This window comes from Pseudomonas sp. ARP3, from assembly GCF_001029595.1.
GTDB lineage: Bacteria > Pseudomonadota > Gammaproteobacteria > Pseudomonadales > Pseudomonadaceae > Aquipseudomonas > Aquipseudomonas rhodesiae.
Genome location: NZ_LEKF01000008.1, coordinates 158,192 through 178,059, shown reverse-complemented (window position 1 = coordinate 178,059; position 19,868 = coordinate 158,192). Strand labels below are relative to the sequence as shown.

Annotated in this window: 22 protein-coding genes; 12 read left to right on the top strand and 10 right to left on the bottom strand. The window is 59.0% G+C overall.

All coding sequences use genetic code 11. The features are described from left to right. Positions 1-13 precede the first annotated feature (13 nt). On the bottom strand, positions 14-433 hold the full coding sequence (locus ABX75_RS12230) for a nuclear transport factor 2 family protein (RefSeq protein WP_047882000.1): 420 nt from the start codon (positions 431-433) through the stop codon (positions 14-16). Positions 434-578: 145 nt separating this feature from the next. Between ABX75_RS12230 and ABX75_RS12225 the strand changes: the two genes are divergently transcribed. After that, the gene (locus ABX75_RS12225; protein WP_040269256.1) at positions 579-1,064 is read left to right on the top strand and encodes a GNAT family N-acetyltransferase; all 486 of its coding nucleotides are present in this window, start codon (positions 579-581) and stop codon (positions 1,062-1,064) included. Positions 1,065-1,138: 74 nt separating this feature from the next. On the opposite strand, the gene ABX75_RS12220 is transcribed toward ABX75_RS12225, so the two are convergent. Further along, positions 1,139-1,621: a GyrI-like domain-containing protein gene (locus tag ABX75_RS12220; RefSeq protein ID WP_047881999.1), complete on the bottom strand. Its 483-nt coding sequence runs from the start codon at positions 1,619-1,621 to the stop codon at positions 1,139-1,141. A 196-nt stretch (positions 1,622-1,817) separates the two neighbouring features. Between ABX75_RS12220 and alaC the strand changes: the two genes are divergently transcribed. Next, positions 1,818-3,029 carry an alanine transaminase gene (gene alaC / locus ABX75_RS12215; protein ID WP_047881998.1) on the top strand — a complete coding sequence of 404 codons (1,212 nt, stop codon included), beginning with the start codon at positions 1,818-1,820 and terminating at the stop codon, positions 3,027-3,029. A 157-nt stretch (positions 3,030-3,186) separates the two neighbouring features. On the opposite strand, the gene ABX75_RS12210 is transcribed toward alaC, so the two are convergent. Both ABX75_RS12210 and ABX75_RS12205 read right to left on the bottom strand, forming a co-directional pair. Next, positions 3,187-4,539, bottom strand: coding sequence for a GntP family permease (locus ABX75_RS12210; RefSeq protein WP_034100026.1), 1,353 nt, complete (start codon positions 4,537-4,539; stop codon positions 3,187-3,189). 83 nt (positions 4,540-4,622) lie between these two features. Further along, on the bottom strand, positions 4,623-5,156 hold the full coding sequence (locus ABX75_RS12205) for a gluconokinase (RefSeq protein ID WP_034100028.1): 534 nt from the start codon (positions 5,154-5,156) through the stop codon (positions 4,623-4,625). Between the two features lie 213 nt (positions 5,157-5,369). Between ABX75_RS12205 and ABX75_RS12200 the strand changes: the two genes are divergently transcribed. The 6 genes from ABX75_RS12200 to ABX75_RS12175 all read left to right on the top strand — a co-directional run bounded on the left by ABX75_RS12200 (position 5,370) and on the right by ABX75_RS12175 (position 10,677). Further along, positions 5,370-6,401, top strand: a complete 1,032-nt coding sequence (locus ABX75_RS12200; RefSeq protein WP_169868277.1) for a LacI family DNA-binding transcriptional regulator — start codon at positions 5,370-5,372, stop codon at positions 6,399-6,401. Positions 6,402-6,715: 314 nt separating this feature from the next. Continuing rightward, a complete protein-coding gene (locus ABX75_RS12195) occupies positions 6,716-6,949 on the top strand; it encodes a DUF6124 family protein (protein WP_034100032.1) in 234 nt (77 codons plus the stop codon). Positions 6,950-7,077: 128 nt separating this feature from the next. Then, positions 7,078-7,710 (top strand): glutathione S-transferase family protein, encoded by a 633-nt coding sequence (locus ABX75_RS12190; protein WP_047881997.1) that lies wholly within the window; start codon positions 7,078-7,080, stop codon positions 7,708-7,710. A gap of 140 nt (positions 7,711-7,850) precedes the next feature. Next, complete coding sequence (locus ABX75_RS12185) at positions 7,851-9,266, top strand: MFS transporter (protein ID WP_047881996.1); 1,416 nt, start codon at positions 7,851-7,853, stop codon at positions 9,264-9,266. Positions 9,267-9,397: 131 nt separating this feature from the next. After that, positions 9,398-9,895 (top strand): hypothetical protein, encoded by a 498-nt coding sequence (locus ABX75_RS12180; RefSeq protein ID WP_047881995.1) that lies wholly within the window; start codon positions 9,398-9,400, stop codon positions 9,893-9,895. A 344-nt stretch (positions 9,896-10,239) separates the two neighbouring features. Further along, a complete protein-coding gene (locus tag ABX75_RS12175; RefSeq protein ID WP_034100038.1) occupies positions 10,240-10,677 on the top strand; it encodes a GNAT family N-acetyltransferase in 438 nt (145 codons plus the stop codon). A gap of 205 nt (positions 10,678-10,882) precedes the next feature. Here the strand turns inward: ABX75_RS12175 and def are convergent, their stop codons facing one another. The 3 genes from def to ABX75_RS12160 form a co-directional block, all read right to left on the bottom strand. Next, the gene (gene def / locus ABX75_RS12170; protein WP_034100039.1) at positions 10,883-11,422 is read right to left on the bottom strand and encodes a peptide deformylase; all 540 of its coding nucleotides are present in this window, start codon (positions 11,420-11,422) and stop codon (positions 10,883-10,885) included. 3 nt (positions 11,423-11,425) lie between these two features. Further along, the gene (locus ABX75_RS12165) at positions 11,426-12,376 is read right to left on the bottom strand and encodes a YihY/virulence factor BrkB family protein (protein ID WP_034100041.1); all 951 of its coding nucleotides are present in this window, start codon (positions 12,374-12,376) and stop codon (positions 11,426-11,428) included. A gap of 182 nt (positions 12,377-12,558) precedes the next feature. Next, complete coding sequence (locus ABX75_RS12160; protein WP_034100043.1) at positions 12,559-12,744, bottom strand: CsbD family protein; 186 nt, start codon at positions 12,742-12,744, stop codon at positions 12,559-12,561. A 200-nt stretch (positions 12,745-12,944) separates the two neighbouring features. Between ABX75_RS12160 and ABX75_RS12155 the strand changes: the two genes are divergently transcribed. Further along, positions 12,945-13,322 carry a hypothetical protein gene (locus ABX75_RS12155; protein ID WP_024077075.1) on the top strand — a complete coding sequence of 126 codons (378 nt, stop codon included), beginning with the start codon at positions 12,945-12,947 and terminating at the stop codon, positions 13,320-13,322. Between the two features lie 57 nt (positions 13,323-13,379). Here ABX75_RS12155 and fadD1 read toward each other — a convergent pair whose 3' ends face one another. Continuing rightward, positions 13,380-15,071 carry a long-chain-fatty-acid--CoA ligase FadD1 gene (gene fadD1, locus ABX75_RS12150; RefSeq protein WP_034100045.1) on the bottom strand — a complete coding sequence of 564 codons (1,692 nt, stop codon included), beginning with the start codon at positions 15,069-15,071 and terminating at the stop codon, positions 13,380-13,382. 397 nt (positions 15,072-15,468) lie between these two features. Further along, positions 15,469-17,157, bottom strand: coding sequence for a long-chain-fatty-acid--CoA ligase FadD2 (gene fadD2 / locus ABX75_RS12145; RefSeq protein ID WP_034100047.1), 1,689 nt, complete (start codon positions 17,155-17,157; stop codon positions 15,469-15,471). Between the two features lie 211 nt (positions 17,158-17,368). Between fadD2 and ABX75_RS12140 the strand changes: the two genes are divergently transcribed. Both ABX75_RS12140 and ABX75_RS12135 read left to right on the top strand, forming a co-directional pair. Continuing rightward, a complete protein-coding gene (locus ABX75_RS12140) occupies positions 17,369-18,313 on the top strand; it encodes an alpha/beta hydrolase (protein ID WP_034114958.1) in 945 nt (314 codons plus the stop codon). A 57-nt stretch (positions 18,314-18,370) separates the two neighbouring features. Then, on the top strand, positions 18,371-18,841 hold the full coding sequence (locus ABX75_RS12135; protein ID WP_003175719.1) for a MaoC family dehydratase: 471 nt from the start codon (positions 18,371-18,373) through the stop codon (positions 18,839-18,841). Between the two features lie 112 nt (positions 18,842-18,953). Here ABX75_RS12135 and ABX75_RS12130 read toward each other — a convergent pair whose 3' ends face one another. Then, complete coding sequence (locus tag ABX75_RS12130; RefSeq protein WP_003175720.1) at positions 18,954-19,421, bottom strand: PA2169 family four-helix-bundle protein; 468 nt, start codon at positions 19,419-19,421, stop codon at positions 18,954-18,956. 206 nt (positions 19,422-19,627) lie between these two features. Here ABX75_RS12130 and ABX75_RS12125 point away from each other — a divergent pair, with 206 nt between their 5' ends. Beyond that, positions 19,628-19,864 carry a DUF3820 family protein gene (locus ABX75_RS12125; RefSeq protein ID WP_003213031.1) on the top strand — a complete coding sequence of 79 codons (237 nt, stop codon included), beginning with the start codon at positions 19,628-19,630 and terminating at the stop codon, positions 19,862-19,864. The last annotated feature ends 4 nt before the right edge of the window (positions 19,865-19,868 follow it).

The window sequence follows — 19,868 nt, the reverse complement described above, 5'->3', positions numbered from 1 at the left end:
TAGTTCGCGCAGCTCAAGGTTTCAGGTCGAACAGTGCGGTGCCTTTCTCCATATCGAAGGGGGCCGACCAATGCTCATGCACCACTTTCCACTGGCCCGCGATGCGCTGATAACCGGCGGTGACGCGCATCCAGCAGGCCTTCAACTCACCGTCCGGGCCGGTCCCGCCGCAGTGCGCCAGCCAGTGGGCAAACGCGCTGTCGGCCGCCTCGACGATGCGCAATTGATGAAACTCGAAAATCCCCGGGCCTGGGCAGTGCTTCATGCATTCTTCCCAATGGGCGCGGTAGGCGGCTTTACCCTTGAATTGCAGAGCATTAACGGCGTCGAATGAGACGATATCGTCGGCGTAATAGCTGACAATTTTGTCGATATCGCGGCTTAGGACGGCATTTTTCCATTCTTCGATCAGGCGGTTGACTGCGGTGCTCATGGCGATAACTCCTTGGGGTGGAAAATCCGAAAGTCACCCTTAGTCGAACGCGTATTAGGCAAATCGACAGCCTGCTGAAAAATAATTTCGCCCCCATCAAACCCGATAGACTGCGGCCCTACTTGCAGCCCTTCGGATACCCTCGATGCATACCCGCCTGGTCGCCTATGGGGCACTGACTGACCTGCAACAACAGCAGCTCAATGCCATCGAAGTTCATCCTGAGCAACTGCCGTTTTGCGGCGATATGTATTGCGCACTCAATAGCCTGTTGGCTAAACCCAGCCCCGGCGTGAAAGGCTTTGCGCTGTTGGCCGACGACGTCCCGGTGGCCTTCCTGTTGCTTAAACGCCCTCCCTGTCTGCCCCACTGGGCCGACGCACACAGCGCCACTCTGCATGCCTTGCAGGTGGACCGTCGGCAACAGGGCCGTGGGTTCGGCAAGGCGTGCCTGCTGGCACTGCCGGCGGCGGCGCTTGAAGCATGGCCGCAGATCAAGGGGTTGGAGTTGTCGGTGGACACGGACAACGTGGCGGCGATGGGCTTGTATCTGGGGCTCGGCTGGGTAGACAGCGGTGAGGCGTACAAGGGGCGGGTTGGCTATGAGCGCAGATTGAGCCTTGCACTTTAATCCGCAGTAATGGATGTCACGTAAACATGCCGTTCAGACGCGTGTGTCATGTTTACGCGACAGGGGCGCTCAACTCAGCCGCGCTTTTCGACCGGCACCCAGACCTCCACCGTGCCCGTACCTTTTTTCACATCGAAATCGGCGCTGTAGCGCTCGAAATCCGCGCCGGCCACTTTGAACCCGGAATGTGGCAGCCATTCGAACATGATGCGTTCGTAGGTTTGCGCCAGCGCCTGAACCGCGCCGTAATGCGGGAACACCGCGTAGCGGCGGGCCGGAATTTCGACGTACTTGAAGTTGCTCGGCACGTCATCCTTGCTCGGCACTTGCACCCCGGCCAGGTAATCGAACTCATCGTGGTGAGGGTTGTGACACACCCCATAGGTCACGCCGCCGGTACGTCGCTTGATCTCTTTGATGCAGCTGTCGAATAACTCCCACAAGCGTGGAATATCGCCCACGGTCGCCTTGGAATACCGCCCTTGCACCCCTGCGATCACCATGGCATTGCCTTCTTCCATGCGCGGTTCCAACGGTTGTTTTGTCTGCTGATCCATACGAACAGTCTCCTTCTTATGAGGGAACAAACCCGCATCGAGTATAGGGGCATACCCGGACTGTACTCCATGCAGAAAATTTTCCTACGGATCTGGACAACTTGCCATCACCGACCGTATTGTCTGCCCCGCAGGCCACCGCAGTGGCCAACGTCGCTCGGACGGTTCCGGGCGCTTACGTACTCTCGAGGCAACAATGGCCGAACAAGGTTCGCCGCGCCGCTTTGCGCGCATCGATCGACTCCCCCCTTACGTGTTCAATATCACTGCCGAGCTGAAGATGGCTGCGCGTCGGCGCGGCGAAGACATCATCGACTTGAGCATGGGTAACCCCGACGGCGCCACGCCGCCGCACATCGTTGAAAAACTCGTGCAAGTGGCCCAGCGTGAAGACACCCATGGTTACTCCACCTCCAAAGGCATTCCGCGCCTGCGTCGAGCGATTTCGCACTGGTACAAAGACCGTTATGAAGTGGACATCGACCCCGAGTCCGAAGCCATCGTCACCATTGGTTCCAAGGAAGGCCTGGCGCACTTGATGCTGGCCACCCTGGATCAAGGCGACACCGTGCTGGTGCCCAACCCCAGCTACCCGATTCACATCTACGGTGCCGTGATTGCCGGCGCCCAGGTGCGCTCGGTGCCGCTGGTGCCTGGCGTGGATTTCTTCGCCGAGCTGGAACGGGCGATCCGCGGTTCGATCCCCAAGCCGAAAATGATGATCCTCGGTTTCCCGTCCAACCCCACCGCGCAGTGCGTGGAGCTGGATTTTTTCGAGCGGGTCATCGCCCTGGCCAAGCAGTATGACGTGCTGGTGATCCATGACCTGGCCTACGCCGATATCGTCTATGACGGCTGGAAAGCTCCGTCGATCATGCAGGTACCGGGCGCCAAGGACATTGCGGTGGAGTTTTTCACCCTGTCCAAGAGCTACAACATGGCCGGCTGGCGCATCGGCTTTATGGTGGGCAACCCGGAACTGGTCAACGCCCTGGCGCGGATCAAGAGTTACCACGACTACGGCACCTTCACCCCGCTGCAAGTGGCGGCGATTGCGGCATTGGAAGGCGACCAACAGTGTGTGAAAGACATCGCCGAGCAATACCGACAGCGCCGCAACGTATTGGTCAAGGGCCTGCATGAGTTGGGCTGGATGGTAGAGAATCCGAAGGCGTCGATGTACGTGTGGGCCAAAATTCCCGAGCAGTATGCCGCCATGGGCTCGTTGGAATTTGCCAAGAAGCTGCTGCTGGAAGCCAAGGTGTGCGTGTCACCGGGGATCGGCTTTGGCGAGTATGGGGATGATCATGTGCGCTTCGCGCTGATCGAGAACCAGGACCGCATTCGCCAAGCGGTGCGTGGGATTCGCGGGATGTTCCGGGCGGATGGGTTGATCCAGAAAGCCTGAGCCATTCTGTTGCAGAAATGAGTTAAACATGTGGGAGGGGGCTTGCTCCCGATAGCTGAGTGTCAGTCACTGCATCAAGTGACCGATCCACCGCTATCGGGGGCAAGCCCCCTCCCACATTTGATTGGGTTTTCACCCTTGCCTTGTGGTGTGCCTGTTAGACCACCAACGACAGCAACATAATGAAGATCAACGCCACTACGGACAGGATGGTTTCCATCGCGGTCCAGGTCTTGAACGTCTCGGCCACGGTCATGTTGAAGTACTGCTTGACCAGCCAGAACCCCGCATCGTTGACGTGAGACAGGATCAACGAACCCGCCCCCGTCGCCAGCACCAGCAACTCGCGGTTAACCCCCGGAATCATGCCCACCACCGGCACCACAATGCCGGCGCCAGTAATGGTGGCCACGGTGGCCGAACCGGTTGCCACGCGAATCACCGCCGCCACCAGCCACGCCAGCAGGATCGGGTTGATCTGCGCGGTGACGGCCATATGCCCGATAACATCGCCCACGCCGCTGGTCACCAGCATCTGCTTGAAGCCACCACCGGCACCGATGATCAGGATGATCGCGGCGGTCGGCGCAAGGCTGGCGTCGAGCAGTTTGAGGATCTGCTTGGAGTGGATGCCCTGACGCGCACCGAAGGTATACAACGACAGCAACAGTGCCAGCAGCAACGCGGTGATCGGGTGACCGATCATGTCCATCCAGTTACGCACGACGTGGCCTTCGGCGAAGGCGATGTCGGCAAAAGTTTTGAGCAGCATCAGGAACACCGGCAGCAGCACGGTAACCAGCGTGATGCCAAAGCTCGGCAGGTCTTTGCTTTCCGGCTCGCGGGCCAGTTGATCCACCAGTTCCTGGGACGGGTTGCCCGGGATGTACTTGGCGATAAACGTACCGAAGATCGGGCCGGCGATGATGGCGGTCGGCAGTGCGACGATCAGGCCGTACAGGATGGTCTTGCCGATGTCCGCGCCAAACACGCCGATGGCCAGCAGCGGGCCCGGGTGCGGCGGCACCAGGCCGTGCACCGCCGATAGGCCGGCGAGCAGCGGGATGCCGATTTTAATCAGCGACACACCGGTGCGGCGCGCGACGATAAACACCAGCGGGATCAGCAGTACAAAGCCGATCTCGAAGAACAACGGAATGCCCACCAGGAACGCGGCGAACATCATGGCCCACTGGACTTTTTCCTTGCCGAAGGCGCGGATCAAGGTCTGGGCGATCTGATCGGCACCGCCGGACTCGGCCATCATTTTGCCGAGCATCGTGCCCAAGGCGAGGATGATGCCGACAAAGCCGAGCACACCGCCGAAACCGTCTTGGAACGCCTTGATGATCTTGTCCACGGGCATGCCCGAGGTCAGGCCAAGAAAGCCCGCCGCGATGATCAACGCAATAAAGGGGTGAACCTTGAACCGGGTGATCAATACGATCAACCCGATAATAGTGACTACTGCATCAAGCAGTAGGTAGGACTCGTGGGACATGCCAAACATGGGGGTCTCTCCTGTTTGTTGTTGTTATTAAAGCGGGTGTTGAATTCACTGCCGGGGATAGCGCTATCTTGTCCGGCAAAAAATTATTTGGATGGTTCAAAACCGTGCTGACGCCACCAGGCATCGGTCTGCTCGGCCAGTTGCTCGACGCTGTCGTCGCTGGCGTTGAGGGCCAGGGTCAGTGGCTCGCCTATGGGCGATTCGAGGGTGGCGAACTGGCTGTCGATCAGGCTGGCGGGCATGAAATGGCCGGGGCGGTGGGACACGCGGTCGGCGGCCACTTCACGGGTCAGCTCCAGAAACACGAAACCCAGGCCCGGCGCGGCTTCGCGCAGGTGGTCCCGGTATTTTTTCTTAAGGGCCGAGCAGGTCAGTACCGGGTGTTGACCGGCCTTGAGCGAGCGGCGCAGCTCATCGCAGAGGATATCGAGCCAGCCGGCGCGGTCGTCGTCGTTGAGGGGGTGGCCGGCACTCATCTTTTCGATGTTCGCGGCAGGGTGAAAGCTGTCGCCTTCAATGGCGGTGGCGCCGTTGAGGCGGCACACGGCCTCGCTGACACTGGTCTTGCCGCAGCCGGCAACACCCATGATGACCAGGGCGGTAACAGGTTGACTCATGAAACACCTCAGGACGCAGATAGCGCTACCTTTGCACGCTGTAAGGCTAGTGCAAAAACAGGCTTTTCCCGCGCCGTCTTGTCTTTTTTTATGGAGTGACGCGTGCATCCGCTCCAACGGTTTGAACAGGATCAGGCAACCCAACGTTCAAGTATTTGCAGCCTTTTGGAGACAGCGCTACCTTAGTGCCTCGATTTTTGTTTGGCAAGCCGCCTGATGACCTCTAAGAACGATAAAAAACTACGCACCACAGGGCGCCCCACCCTCAACGAAGTCGCCCGCCTGGCCGGCGTCAGCCCCATTACCGCCTCACGCGCCTTGCGCGGCATCAGCACCGTAGCGACGGAGTTGGTGGAGAAAGTCCAACAGGCCGCTGCTGAATTGAACTACGTGGTCAACCCCGCTGCCCGCGCACTGGCCTCGGCCCAGAGCCATTCGGTGGTGGTGCTGGTGCCCTCGCTGTCCAACCTGCTGTTTATCGAAACCCTCGAAGCCATCCACCAGGTGCTGCGGCCCAAAGGCTTCGAAGTGTTGATCGGCAACTCCCACTACTCGCGCGACGAAGAAGAAAACCTGCTGCGCAATTACATGGCTTACCAGCCCCGTGGCTTGCTGCTGACCGGCTTCGACCGCACCGAAAGCGCCCGACGGATGGTCGAGGCCAGCAACGTGCCCTGCGTCTACATGATGGACCTGGACCCGAATGCCGGCGTGAACTGCGTGGGTTTCTCGCAACTGGCCGCCGGCGAAACGGCGGCGGCGCACTTGATCGCCCGTGGGCGCAAGCGCCTGGCCTACATCGGCGCGCAGCTGGACCAACGCACCCTGCTGCGCGGCGAAGGCTTTCGCCGTGCGCTGCAACAGGCCGGCCTGTACGACCCCGCCTTGGAACTGCTGACTCCGCGCCCCTCCTCTGTGGGCCTGGGCGGCGAATTGTTCCTGCAGTTGCTGGCCAGCCATCCGGAGGTGGACGCGATTTTCTTCGGCAACGACGACCTGGCCCAGGGCGCCTTGCTCGAAGCCCTGCGCCATAACATCAAAGTGCCGGAACGCGTGGCAGTGCTGGGCTTCAACGACTTGCCCTCCTCGTCCTTCATGGTGCCGCGCCTGAGCAGCATCAGCACCCCGCGCGAAGCGATTGGCCGGCGTGCGGCGGAGCATTTATTGACGATCATGGCGGGCAACAAGATCGCCAAGCCGGTGGTGGATATGGGGTTTGAGTTGCGGGTGCGGGAGAGTACGTAGGACGGGTGTAGGAAGCGGCTGACATTGCGTTAAGCGTCTTGCCCGGTTGCCTACGCTTACGCCAGAATCCGCCGGCTTGTGCGCCTGGAGGGCGGTCTTTAAGGTTTGCCGGTCGCTGAATTTCTCGGTGATCGGGTTTAGTAGCCCGCGCTTCCCAACACAAGATGCATGAGCCAATCGATGCTTGATGGTGGCTGTGCGCAGGGCGCCTTCGGGTGCGCCGGGTTGTGTGGGATACCGGTCTACTAACCTGCGTACAGCTGCCACCCTCGTTTAGTAGCGATGAGGTATCAGCCCATATCAGGTTCTTCAACATGCCAAGCCCACATCCCGCGCATACGCTTTTCACCGTCACCCCCGATGCCCCCACCGAAACCCTGCTGATCAACAGTTACGAAACCGTCTGTTCCGTCAGCACCTTGCTGCTCAACCTGTCCGATGACCTCACCGGCAAACACCGCGATATCGCCTTGGCCATTTATCAATTGAGTGAGCTGAGCGTATTGCTGGTCGGCAAAGCCATGGATCAGCATACCCCGCGCTGTTGAGCGCTTAACCGTTCAGCCGGTGGGAAGGGGCTCGCTCCTCTCACCTTTTCAACCGTGCCGCGTGGAAATATCGCCGTAACCTGCCGCCCCTGCTAGATTGTCCTTCTCTCCATCGCCAGGAAAGCACCATGGGACACTCACTGAAAATCTTGGGCCGCACGTCGTCCATCAACGTGCGCAAAGTGCTCTGGACCTGCCAGGAACTGGGCATCGACTACGTGCGTGAAGACTGGGGCATCGGCTACACACCCACCCAATCCGCTGAGTTCATGGCCCTGAACCCCAACGCCCAGGTGCCGGTGCTGATCGATGACCACGGCGTGTTGTGGGAATCCAACACCATTTGCCGTTACCTGGTCGGCCTTTACCAACGGCATGATCTGCTGCCCGCCGAGCCCGCGCCCCGGGCCCGGGTGGAGCAGTGGATGGACTGGCAGGCCACCGAGCTGAACCCGTCATGGGGCTACGCGTTCCACGCCTTGGTGCGCAAAAACCCGGACTATCAGGACCCGCAACGTATCCAGGCCGGCGTGCAGGGCTGGAACGACAAGATGGCCATCCTCGAACAGCAGCTGGCCACGACGCAGGCCTACGTCGCCGGCGATGAGTTCACCCTGGCCGACATCCTTATCGGCCTGTCGGTGCACCGCTGGCGCATGACGCCGATGGAGCATCCGCATTTTTCGGCGGTGGCGGCCTATTACGAAAGGCTCAGCCAGCATGCGGGCTTCAAGGCGTTCGCCCTGGACGGGCATAATTGATTGTTGCGCCATAAAATCTTGAGCCATAAGCGGTAAACGCAATAAATCGCCAAATATGCCCGGCGTGCCCTGCCATTTAACAAGCAGCGATTTCCGTTAGCCAGCTAAGATTCCAGGTCCTGCACCTGGAATCGCTCACCATGTCCACACTCGCCGCTTCAACCACAGACGGCATCAACCCGCTGCGTGCCGCCCATATCAGCGCACGCATCGACCGCCTGCCCGCCGTCGCTACCGTCTGGCGCTTGGTGGCGCTGCTGTCCATCGGTGGTTTTTTTGAGCTGTATGACCTGTTCCAGACCGCCTATATCAGCCCCGGCCTAATCAGCGATGGGATTTTTCACACCGGCAGTGAAGGCGTGTTCGGTTTCTCCGACCAGGCCGCATTCGCCTCGGCGACCTTTCTGGGCCTGTTCCTTGGCGCCAGCCTGCTCAGCCCGATTGCCGACCGCTTCGGGCGTCGTGCGATCTTCACCTTTGCGCTGATCTGGTACACGGTGGCCACGGTGTTGATGGGTATCCAAACATCCGCCCTGGGCATTGTCGGCATGCGTTTTCTGGTGGGGATCGGCCTGGGCATCGAACTGGTGACCATCGACGCTTATCTTTCGGAACTGGTGCCCAAGCGCATGCGCAGTTCGGCGTTTGCCTTCGCATTTTTTATCCAGTTTCTGTCGGTCCCGGCGGTGGCGTTGATGTCGTGGTGGCTGGTGCCCCAGGCGCCGTTCGGCATCGCCGGTTGGCGCTGGGTGGTGCTGAGCAGCGCGGTGTTTGCGTTATTTATCTGGCAACTGCGCAAGCGCTTGCCGGAGTCACCGCGCTGGCTCGCGCAACAAGGCCGCTTCGACGAGGCCGGACAGATCATGGACAGCCTGGAGGCGCGCTGCCGCAAGGATCACGGTAAACCGCTGGACGAGCCCGAGCCAGAGGCCGTCAGCGTGCAGGGCAGCGGGCGCTTTGCCGATATCTGGCAACCGCCGTATCGGCGCCGGGCGTTGATGCTGATCGTGTTCCATGTGTTCCAGGCCATCGGCTTTTTCGGCTTTGGCAATTGGTTGCCGGCGCTCTTGTCGGGTCAGGGCGTGAGTGTGACCCACAGCCTGCTGTACGCCTTTATCATCACCCTCGCCTACCCGCTGGGGCCATTGCTGTTCGTGAAGGTGGCCAACCGCTTTGAAAACAAGTGGCAGATCGTCGGCTCGGCCATGGGCGCAGTGATCTTCGGCAGCCTGTTCGCACTACAGACCACGGCGGTAGGGCTGGTGTTCTGCGGCGTGATGATCACCTTCTGCAATGCCTGGCTGAGCTTCAGTTATCACTCGTACCAGAGCGAACTGTTCCCCACCAATATCCGTGCGCGGGCGGTGGGGTTCTGTTACTCGTTCAGCCGCTTGTCGACGGTGTTCAGCAGCCTGCTGATCGGGTTCATCCTCGAACACCTGGGCACACCGGGGGTGCTGGCATTTATCGCCAGCAGCATGCTGATTGTGATGATCACCATCAGTTGGTTCGGACCACGCACGCGCAACCTGGCCCTGGAACATATCGCCCATTGACGGCAACGATTGGCCGTTGGCGGGATAAGTGTTGCCGCCGATGGCGCGCCGACCCAGCAAAACCGGGGGTCTGGCACTCGGCATGTTATTTGCTCCAGCTGTGGCACCGAACATTACACAGGTGACCGATCATGCTGGTAAACAACAACACCCAAGCCGTGTCGACCGTTCAACAGATCAAGCGACCCGACATGGACCCCGCCAACGCCGCCGCCAGCGCGCTGTACAGCGGCGCCCTGCAAGCGGCGCAGCAAAGCGTGACCGTACCGGCCGCGCAGAAGGAATTGGACAAGGCCGCCGACCGTATCGATGAAGCTTTCGCCAAGACCCGCGTGCAATTACAGACAGCCAGTACCGCCAGTGAAGTACCGGCAACCAACTCGGCTTCCGGGGCTCGCGCGGAATTCACTGACTATATGAGCAAATCCCCTGCCGAACGCATCCGCGAGCAATTGCTCAAGGAACAAGGGCTGACCGAGGCGGATGTGCAGAATATGTCCCAGGAAAAGCAGGACGCGATTTCCAAGCAAGTGGCTGAACGCTTGAAGCAGCAACAGGAACAACAAGTAGCGGCAAAGACAGCTGAGCCTCAGGCGCGAACGTTGAAAGAAACCCTGGCGGCCATCTGACGTCACTGGCCGCGAGTTTTTTGCTCGCGAAGCCTCCAAGAACGCTGCGTTCATCCAGCATGATCGTGTCGTCGAATGGCTTCGCGAGCCTGCTCGCACCTGAGCGAGCAGGCGTTTGCTGATTAGTGCCCGAACAGACCTGTTTCGGATTTCTTGGCTTTCTTGTCTGCGCGTTTTTCATCGGCGGTCTTTGCCGGTTTTTTCTTCGCGGCTTTCTTTGAATCCATGCCTTTAGCCATGCTGCGTACTCCACTGTGAAGGGATGCAGCATTGCGTATACCACCTATTGCCCGGCAGAAGGCGCTTATAATCTTGGCCCCCATCACGACGCCTGCTTGAATACCATGCCCGAGTTGCCCATTGATCCACTGCCAGAGCCCCTATGGCCGCTGCTGAACAAGTTTTACCGCCGCCACGATTCATCGATGAAGGCGCTCAAGGGCGGGCGTTTATGGGTGGCGCGCGATGGCGACATTGTCGCCGGGTTGTGCCTGACACCCGTGGTGGGCGGGCAGTGGCTGACCGGCGTGTTTGTGGCGCCGGATTATCGCAGCCAGGGTTTGGCGACGCGGTTGATCCTTGAGGCAGTGGCGTCAGCCGAGGGCACGGTATGGTTGTTGTGCCATCCTGACTTGGAGCGGTTGTATCAGCGGATAGGCTTTACCCAGGACACGCGATTGCCGCAGTCCCTCGGCGAGCGGCTGGTGCGTTACAAGCGCAACAAACCGATGATCGCGATGGGCTTGGAATCGGGAGTGAGGCCGCCCTCGGATAGCAGGTGACCGAGAGGGAATGGGCCCATGCTTTTTGTCTGGCACACCGCGGTGTCTGGAGAGAGGGCCGCTTCGCGGCCCGGCGCGGGGCAAGCCCGCTCACCACAACCACTTAATGGCCGATCCCGTGTGGTGCGCAGGCTTGGATTTTGTGTAGCTAACTAAGGCTATTGGGAAAGCCCCTTTTTCCACATGCTGATCGGCATTTCTTTGGTTAATCCGCCGTGGCGGGATCCAACTCCGGGAACATCACGTCGATGAAGCCGAACTTGCTGAAGTCGGTGATGCGCGATGGGTATAACCGGCCGATCAGATGGTCGCATTCGTGTTGCACCACCCGCGCATGGAAGCCATCGGCAAAGCGCACGATAGGCTCGCCCTTGGGATCGAAACCTTCATAACGGATCTGCTGGTAGCGGTTCACCGCACCGCGCAGGCCAGGCACCGACAGGCAACCTTCGAAGCCCTCTTCCAGCACCGGGCTGAGTGGCGTGATCAGTGGGTTGATCAGGATGGTCTGGGGCACGGCCGGTGCGTCCGGGTAGCGCTCGCTGCTCTCAAAACCGAAGATCACCAATTGCAGATCCACGCCGATCTGCGGCGCGGCAAGGCCTACACCGCCCACATGCTCCATGGTCTGGAACATGTCATCAATCAGTTGCCACAGTTCGGGGCTGTCGAACATTTCCGGCGGAACCGGAGGGGCGATGCGTAGCAAGCGTTCATCGCCCATTTTCAGGATTTCACGGATCATTAATCAGGCTTCGTCAGTAGTGGGCTTAATGGAATGGTCACGGCCAAGGCCGGAAACATGTTGTTTCTCATGGACCGGCGGCTCATCGAAATCCTTGGCCCCCGGTTCCTTGCCTTCGGCTGACATGTGTTCAATCACCGCATTCATCTCCGCGCCCAGCAACAGCACGGCGGATGATATGTAAAAGTATAGGAGCAGCACGATGATCGCACCGATGCTGCCGTACATGGCGTTGTAATCGGCGAAGGTCTTGACGTAGTAGCCAAACCCCAGCGAGGCAATGATCCACACCACCACCGCCAGTACGGAACCGGGGGTGATAAAGCGAAATTTCTGTTCGACATCGGGCATCACGTAGTACATCAGCGCCACGGCGAACATCAGCAGAATCACGATCAGCGGCCAACGCACGATGGTCCACAGGGTGACCACGAATTCCTGCATGCCGATCTGCCCGGCCAGCCACTCCATCACCTGTGGGCCGAGCACCATCAGCGCGGCGGCGGCGAGTAACATCCCGGCGATGCCTACGGTGTAGAAGATCGACAGCGGAAAACGCTTCCAGATCGGCCGACCTTCGACCACATCGTAGGCGGCGTTCATGGCGCTCATCATCAGGCGCACGCCGGCCGAGGCCGTCCACAGCGCGATCACGATACCCACCGACAGCAGGCCACCCTTGGATTGCTGCAACTGGTCGATCACCGGATTGACCTGCTCCAACGCCTGGGGCGGCAGCACCAGCTCCGATTGCAGGCGTAGCCAACTGAAGAAGTCCGGCAGGTGCAGAAAACCAATCAGCGCAATCAAAAACAGTAGGAACGGAAACAGCGAGAACAGCATCTGGTAAGCCAGCGCCGAGGCATAGGTGGGCATTTCGTCGTCGACGAATTCCTTGACGGTGCGCAACAGCACTTTGTGCAGCTTGAGACCATCAAGTACTGGAAAAATCATAGCGTCTCCTTTCGCCGCAAAGAGGATAAGGTCATGGGCGACTCAAGGGCCGTTTTCTACATCAAAGTAGCCCATCTGGCGACTTTGAAACAATTTCCAAACTTTAGTTGCAGCAGGCGACACAAAAACGGCCATCCGTGGATGGCCGCAGGACGGCGAGTTCACACCCGCCAAAGCCAGCGTTACTTGGTGGCTTTTTTAACGGCATCTTTGGTTTTGCCGACCGCCTGCTGAGCTTCGCCCTTCTTCTCTTGGACGACGCCTTCGGCGCGCATTTTGTCGTTATCGGTGGCTTTGCCGACACCTTGCTTAATGTTGCCGACCGCTTCGTTGGCCAAGCCTTTTGCCTTATCCGCTGTGCTGCCCATGGTATTTCTCCGAAAGAACAATCAAGGGTTATTGGTCGTTACATGAAGATTGACCGGAGCGGATTCGGCAGAGTTTCAATTATTTTCAGGGTGCATTTGATCGGTGCGCACAGGTTGGGCTTTATGTTTTGCGGCCAACCCATGAGAATGCGCGGCACATTCAGGTTATAAGGCTGAATAACAGATCCCGTAGGAAGGTTATGAAACTCAATAAAGCACAGGCCATTGCTCGCAGAAACCAGGAACTGGGCGGAGCCGTACTCGGCGTCAACAACTGCCATTTCACCGACCTGGACCGCAAACGCAACATCTGGTGGTTCGATCTGCCGGTGGCACGGATTGCGGTGGGCCAGTACGAGTGGATTCACCTGCTGATGCACAACGCCGAGACCGACCAGTTGTTGCATCTGAAGGTGCCGACGGTGTTTCTGCGCGAGAAACTCGAAGGGCTGGTGGTGCGTAATGCGGGCAAGCGCAAGCCGGAGATCACTCTGGAGCTGAGCGCGGATAAGGACTCGTTCTTGAAAGATGTGCGTCCGGCGGGTGCGGGTGTGAACTTCGCGCAGTTTGCCCTGTAAGAGCGCGGTCAGAAAAAATGTGGGAGGTGGCTTGGCCCCCCCCACATTTGAATTGCGTTACTTTTTAAGACCGAGCTTCTTCAGCTCTTCGTCGCGCAACTCGCGACGCAGGATCTTGCCGACGTTGGTCGTCGGCAAGGCATCGCGGAACTCCACCGCCTTGGGCACCTTGTAGCCAGTGACGTTGGCGCGCATGTGCTCCATCACCTGCTCCTTGGTCAGGGTCGCACCCGGCTTGACCACAATAAACAGCTTGATGTGTTCCCCGGACTTCTCGTCCGGCACGCCGATGGCTGCACACTGCAACACGCCCGGCAGGCCCGCCAGTACGTCTTCCAGCTCGTTGGGGTACACGTTGAAGCCGGAGACCAGGATCATGTCTTTCTTGCGATCAACGATGCGCATATAGCCATCGGGCTGGATGATCGCGATGTCGCCGGTCTTGAGCCAACCGTCGCTGTCGAGCATCTCGTCGGTGGCATCCTGGCGCTGCCAGTAGCCCTTCATCACTTGTGGGCCCTTGACGCACAGCTCGCCGGTTTCACCCAACGGCAGCTCGGTGCCATCGTCGGCGATGACCTTGCACACCGTCGAAGGCACCGGAATGCCGATGGTGCCGATCTGGATATGCTGGATCGGGTTCACGGTGGCCACCGGGCTGGTCTCGGTCATGCCGTAACCTTCGCAGATACCGCAACCGGTCACGGCTTTCCAACGCTCGGCCGCTGCCAGTTGCAGGGCCATACCGCCGGAGAGCGTGACTTTCAGCGCGGAGAAGTCCAGCTTGCGGAAGGCTTCGTTGTTGCACAACGCTACGAACAGCGTGTTCAGGCCGACGAAGCCGCTGAACTTCCACTTCGACAGTTCCTTGACCATCGCCGGCAGGTCGCGCGGGTTGCTGATCAGGATGTTGTGGTTGCCGATCAGCATCATCGCCATGCAATGAAAGGTGAACGCATAGATGTGGTAGAGCGGCAGCGGTGTGATCAGGATCTCGCAACCTTCATTGAGGTTGGAGCCCATCAGCGCCTTGCACTGCAGCATGTTGGCCACGAGGTTGCGGTGGGTCAGCATTGCGCCCTTGGCGACGCCGGTGGTGCCGCCGGTGTATTGCAGCACGGCCACGTCGCTACTGACCGGGTTAGCGTCGCTGACCGGTTGACCGCGTCCCTTGGCGAGCACGTCGTTGAATTTGATCGCCTGTGGCAAGTGATACGCCGGGACCATTTTCTTCACGTACTTGATGACGCTGTTGATCAGCAGGCGCTTGAGCGGCGGCAGCAGGTCCGCGACTTCGGTGACGATCACATGCTTGACGGCGGTCTTGGGCACGACCTTTTCCGCCAAGTGAGCCATGTTGGCCAGGCAGACCAGCGCCTTGGCGCCGGAATCGTTGAACTGGTGTTCCATTTCCCGCGCGGTGTACAGCGGGTTGGTGTTGACCACAATCAGGCCGGCGCGGATGGCACCGAACACAGCGACTGGGTATTGCAGAACGTTGGGTAGTTGCACGGCGATTCGATCGCCAGGCTTCAAGTCGGTATGCTGTTGCAGGTAGGCGGCGAAGGCGCCGGACAATTCGTACAACTCACCGTAGGTGATTGTCTTGCCCAGGTTGCTGAACGCCGGTTTGTTAGCGAAGCGCTGGCAGGACTGTTTAAGTACCGCCTGAATATTTGGATACTCGTCTGGATTGATGTCTGCAGCAATCCCGGCGGGGTACTTATCCTTCCAAAAGTCTTCGTTCATGGAAGCCCACTCCTCAGCGACGCGAATTCATCATCGCATTTGATGCGATTATTATTGGTGTATGTTTTTTAAGTTTTAAGGTGAGTCTGGCGCGTTCAAGCAGGCCGAGAGGTCACAAAGCGCGCCGAGAGTAGCAGCTTTGCCGAGGGCCGACTAGAGCCAAAAGAGGGCCCTACAGTCATAAACATGACTCATGAATATCCAATGGTCATTTTTAGAGCAAAGATTCTATATCCGCAAAAAAAGGCTCTAGAACAAGGCTTACAGATTAAACACAGACAAATGTGGGAGGGGGCTTGCCCCCGATGGCATTAAACAGTCGATACAAATGGTGACTGTTGCGCTGCCATCGGGGGGCAAGCCCCCTCCCACATTTTGATTGCACTTCACTTCAGGGTCAGGCGATGTCGCGCAGCTCCCTGCGCAGGATCTTGCCCACCGGCGTCATCGGCAACGACTCACGCAACACGATGTGCTTGGGCACCTTGTAGCCGGTGAAGTTGCTTTTGCAGTACGCCTTCAGCTCTTCAAGGCTGACCCCCTGAGCCCGCGCCACCACGAACAGCTTCACCGCCTCCCCCGTGCGCTCGTCCGGCACGCCGATCACCGCGCAGCTGGCCACTGCTGGGTGGGCCATCACCACGTCTTCGATTTCGTTGGGGTACACGTTGAAGCCGGAGACGATGATCAGGTCTTTCTTGCGGTCGACAATGCTCACAAAGCCATCGGTGTCGATCACCGCAATATCACCGGTTTTCAACCACCCTTCGGCATCCAGGGTGTCGGCGGTTGCCGCCGGTTGCTGCCAGTAGCCCTTCATCACCTGTGGGCCTTTGATGCACAGTTCGCCACGCTCCCCGAGGGGCAATTCGCGGCCTTCGTCATCGATCACCTTCATGGCCGTACCCGGCACTGGAATACCCACGGTGCCCAGCCGCGATTGGCTACCGTAGGGGTTGGTGCTGGCCACCGGCGAGGTTTCGGTCAGGCCGTAGCCTTCGCCGATGGTGCAGCCGGTCAGGGCCTTCCAGCGCTCGGCGGTGGCCTTGACCAGCGCGGTACCGCCGGAATTGGTGATCTTGAGGTGCGAGAAATCCAGGGTCTTGAAATCCGGGTGGTCCATCAGCGCGACAAACAGGGTGTTCAACCCCAGCAGGCAGGAAAACCGCCACTTTTTCAGCTCTTTGATAAACCCGCCGATGTCGCGCGGGTTGGTGATTAGCACGTTGTGGTTGCCGGTCACCATCATGCACATGCAGTTCGCCGTAAAGGCATAGATGTGGTAGAGCGGCAGCGGCGCGATCATCACCTCCTGCCCTTCCCGTACCAGCGGCTGGCCGTTATCGCTGACCTGGGACATGCACGCCCGCGCCTGCTGCATATTGGCCACCAGATTGCCGTGGGTCAGCATCGCGCCCTTGGCCAGGCCGGTGGTGCCGCCGGTGTATTGCAACACGGCGATGTCATCCAGGGTCACCGGGTGGCGGGTCACACCCAGGCCCGCGCCCATGCGCAGGGCACGCTTGAACGAAACCGCGCGTGGCAGGTGATAGGCCGGGACCATCTTCTTGACCTTGTCGACCACGGTGTTGACCAGCCAGCCTTTGGCGGCGGGCAAGAAATCGCCCATTTTGGCTTCGATCAGGTAGTCAATCTCGGTGTCGGCACACACTTCCTGCACCCGCGATCCGAACAGGTTGAGGTAGACCAGCGCCCGCACGCCGGCATCCTTGAATTGGTGGCGCATTTCCCGCGGGGTGTACAACGGGTTGGTGTTGACCACGATCAACCCGGCGCGCAGCGCCCCGAACACCGCGATGGGGTAATGCAATACGTTGGGCATCTGCACTGCGATGCGCTCGCCGGGCTTGAGGTCGGTGTGATGCTGCAGGTAACCGGCGAACGCCGCGCTCTGGCGCTCAAGCTCGGCGTAGGTCAGGGTCACCCCCATATTGCTGAATGCCGGACGGTCGGCAAAGGCTTTGCAGGAACGCTCGAAGACTTCGATCACCGACTTGTAGGTGGTGAGGTCGATGTCATTGGGAACGCCCGCCGCGCGTTTGTCATTCCAGAAATCAGGTTGCATTATTCTTGTCCTCTGTACCTGAGTGTGTCCGGCCGCTTTTATGCTGCGATGGAAAGCGGAGCTTTGGGGACGTTAGCAGCTATGGCCAATCAGGCAAATACAGGAAAGAGTGTCATCAACTGCGTGAATCTTCCTACAAGGGCCTGTACTGATCAGCCGCTTGCCAGAAGATCAGCGATACACTGCAACGACACCGAGCAAAGGAACCGCCATGAACCACAGCACCTTCTGGCTGACTGCGAACGACCATACCCGCCTATACGTCAACCAATGGCTGCCACAGGGGCCGCTCCAGGCTGTGGTAATGGTGTCCCACGGCATGGCCGAGCACAGTGGGCGCTACGCCCGCCTGGCCGAGGCCCTGTGCGATGCGGGCTACGGTGTGTACGCGCTGGACCAGCGAGGCCATGGACGGACCGCCGATGAAGGCACTCTGGGGTTGTTCGCCGAGCACGATGGCTGGAACAAAGTGGTAGGCGACCTGGCCAGCCTCAACCAACACATCGGCCAACAGCATCCGGGGCTGCCGATCGTACTGTTGGGGCACAGCATGGGCAGTTATATCGCCCAGGCTTATCTGCTGCACCACAGTGCCAGCCTGCATGGGGCGATTCTCAGTGGGTCGAATTTCCAGCCGGTGGCGCTGTACCGCGCCGCGCGCCTGATCGCTCGCGCCGAACGCCTGCGCCAGGGCCTGCGGGGGCGCAGCGCCGTGATCGACTTCCTGTCGTTTGGCTCTTTCAACAAAGCGTTCAAACCTAACCGCACGGCCTTCGACTGGCTCAGTCGCGACCCGGATGAGGTGGATAAGTACATCAACGATCCTCTCTGCGGTTTTCGTTGCACCAACCAACTGTGGGTGGATTTGCTAGGCGGCTTGCAGCAGATCAGCAAAGCGTCCAACCTCGCGCAGATCGATCCAGGCCTGCCGATTCTGGTGATGGGCGGCGAATGTGATCCGGTGAGCGAGGGCAAGCGTCTCACCCACCTGACTCAAGCCCTGCAAGCGGCCGGCTGCCAGCACCTGCAACTGACTATTTACCCCCAGGCGCGTCATGAAGTGTTCAATGAGACCAATCGTGCGCAAGTCACGGCGGATGTGGTGACATGGCTGGATCACGCCCTGAGTTTGCAACGGCCTGCCCGCTGCGAATAAATTTTCCTTTAAAATCAGCAAATTAAATTACCGATTAGCCACAGGATGCGCTCTTAGATGACCCAGGTAACCAACACCCCGTATGAAGCCCTTGAAGTCGGCCAGACCGCCAGTTATAGCAAGACTGTCGAAGAGCGCGACATCCAGCTGTTCGCGGCAATGTCCGGCGATCACAACCCGGTGCACCTGGACGCCGAATACGCCAAGGCCACGATGTTCAAGGAGCGTATCGCCCACGGCATGTTCAGCGGCGCTTTGATCAGCGCAGCCGTAGCCTGTGAACTGCCTGGGCCTGGCACGATTTATATCGGTCAGCAGATGAGCTTTCAGAAGCCGGTGAAGATCGGCGACACCCTGACGGTGCGCCTGGAAATCCTGGAGAAACTGCCCAAGTTCCGCGTGCGGATTGCCACCCGCGTGTTCAACCAGCGCGACGAGTTGGTAGTGGATGGCGAGGCAGAGATTCTTGCGCCGCGTAAACAGCAGGTGGTGACCTTGACCGAGCTGCCGCCGATCAGCATCGGCTGAATACAAATGAGGGAGAGGGCTTGCCCCGATTGCGGTGAGTCAGTCATTCAAACATCGACTGATTCACCGCTATCGGGGGCAAGCCCCATCCCACATTGACTAGGCGGTAAGCTTACGACTGAGCGCGAGCCTGGTTACGCAGGGCTTTAACCTGGTCGTGATTGCGTTGCACGCCGTGGTACTGACGCTCAACCAAGTCACGAATGCCCAGCAGGTTGTGCTTGTTGATCTTCTCGATCGCTTCACGATAAGCCTTCAGTGCGTGGTCTTCACCGCGCTCGGCTTCGTTCAGCACAGCCTCTTCATCTTTACCGGTAACCATCGACTTCACGTCGACCCAGCCACGGTGCAGTGCGCCGGCAACGCTGCCGGAATCTTCCGGATCGCCACCCAAGGCACGCACGGCGGTTTTCAGCTCGGCGGCAGCGGTGGCGCAATCGGCAGAACGCTTAGCAAACAGCGCCTTGAGTTCTGGGTGCTTAATATCTTCAGCGCACTCTTTAAAGCCTTTTTGGCCGTCGATGCTGGTTTCGATCAGGTCGTTAAGTACGGAGATCGATTCTTTGTTGATGTCAGTCATTTTCCAATTCCTTATGTGGGTTGAGAAAGGTTGTCTTAATGATTGCAGCGCCCGTGCCAGGTTTTAAAAAATAACTTTATTGTTTAAATTCAATAATTTACGAAATATTGAACCATCTGTATGTACGTTATTTGCATGATCTGTCATTTGGCCTTCATGCAGAATGCCTGTATTTTCCAAGCTCCTCTCGTAACCGTCTGACGTTCATGAACCCGGAAAAGCTCGAACTGTTGATCACCCGCGAAATGCCTTTCGGCAAATACAAAGGGCGGATCATTGCCGACTTGCCAGGCCCCTACCTGAACTGGTTCGCTCGCGAAGGTTTCCCCCACGGCGAATTGGGTGGTCTGCTGGCGCTGATGCAGGAAATTGACCACAACGGTCTGTCAGAACTGCTCGAACCGCTGCGCGCCAAACACGGCAAGCCTGCCCCACGCCATTAAGAGC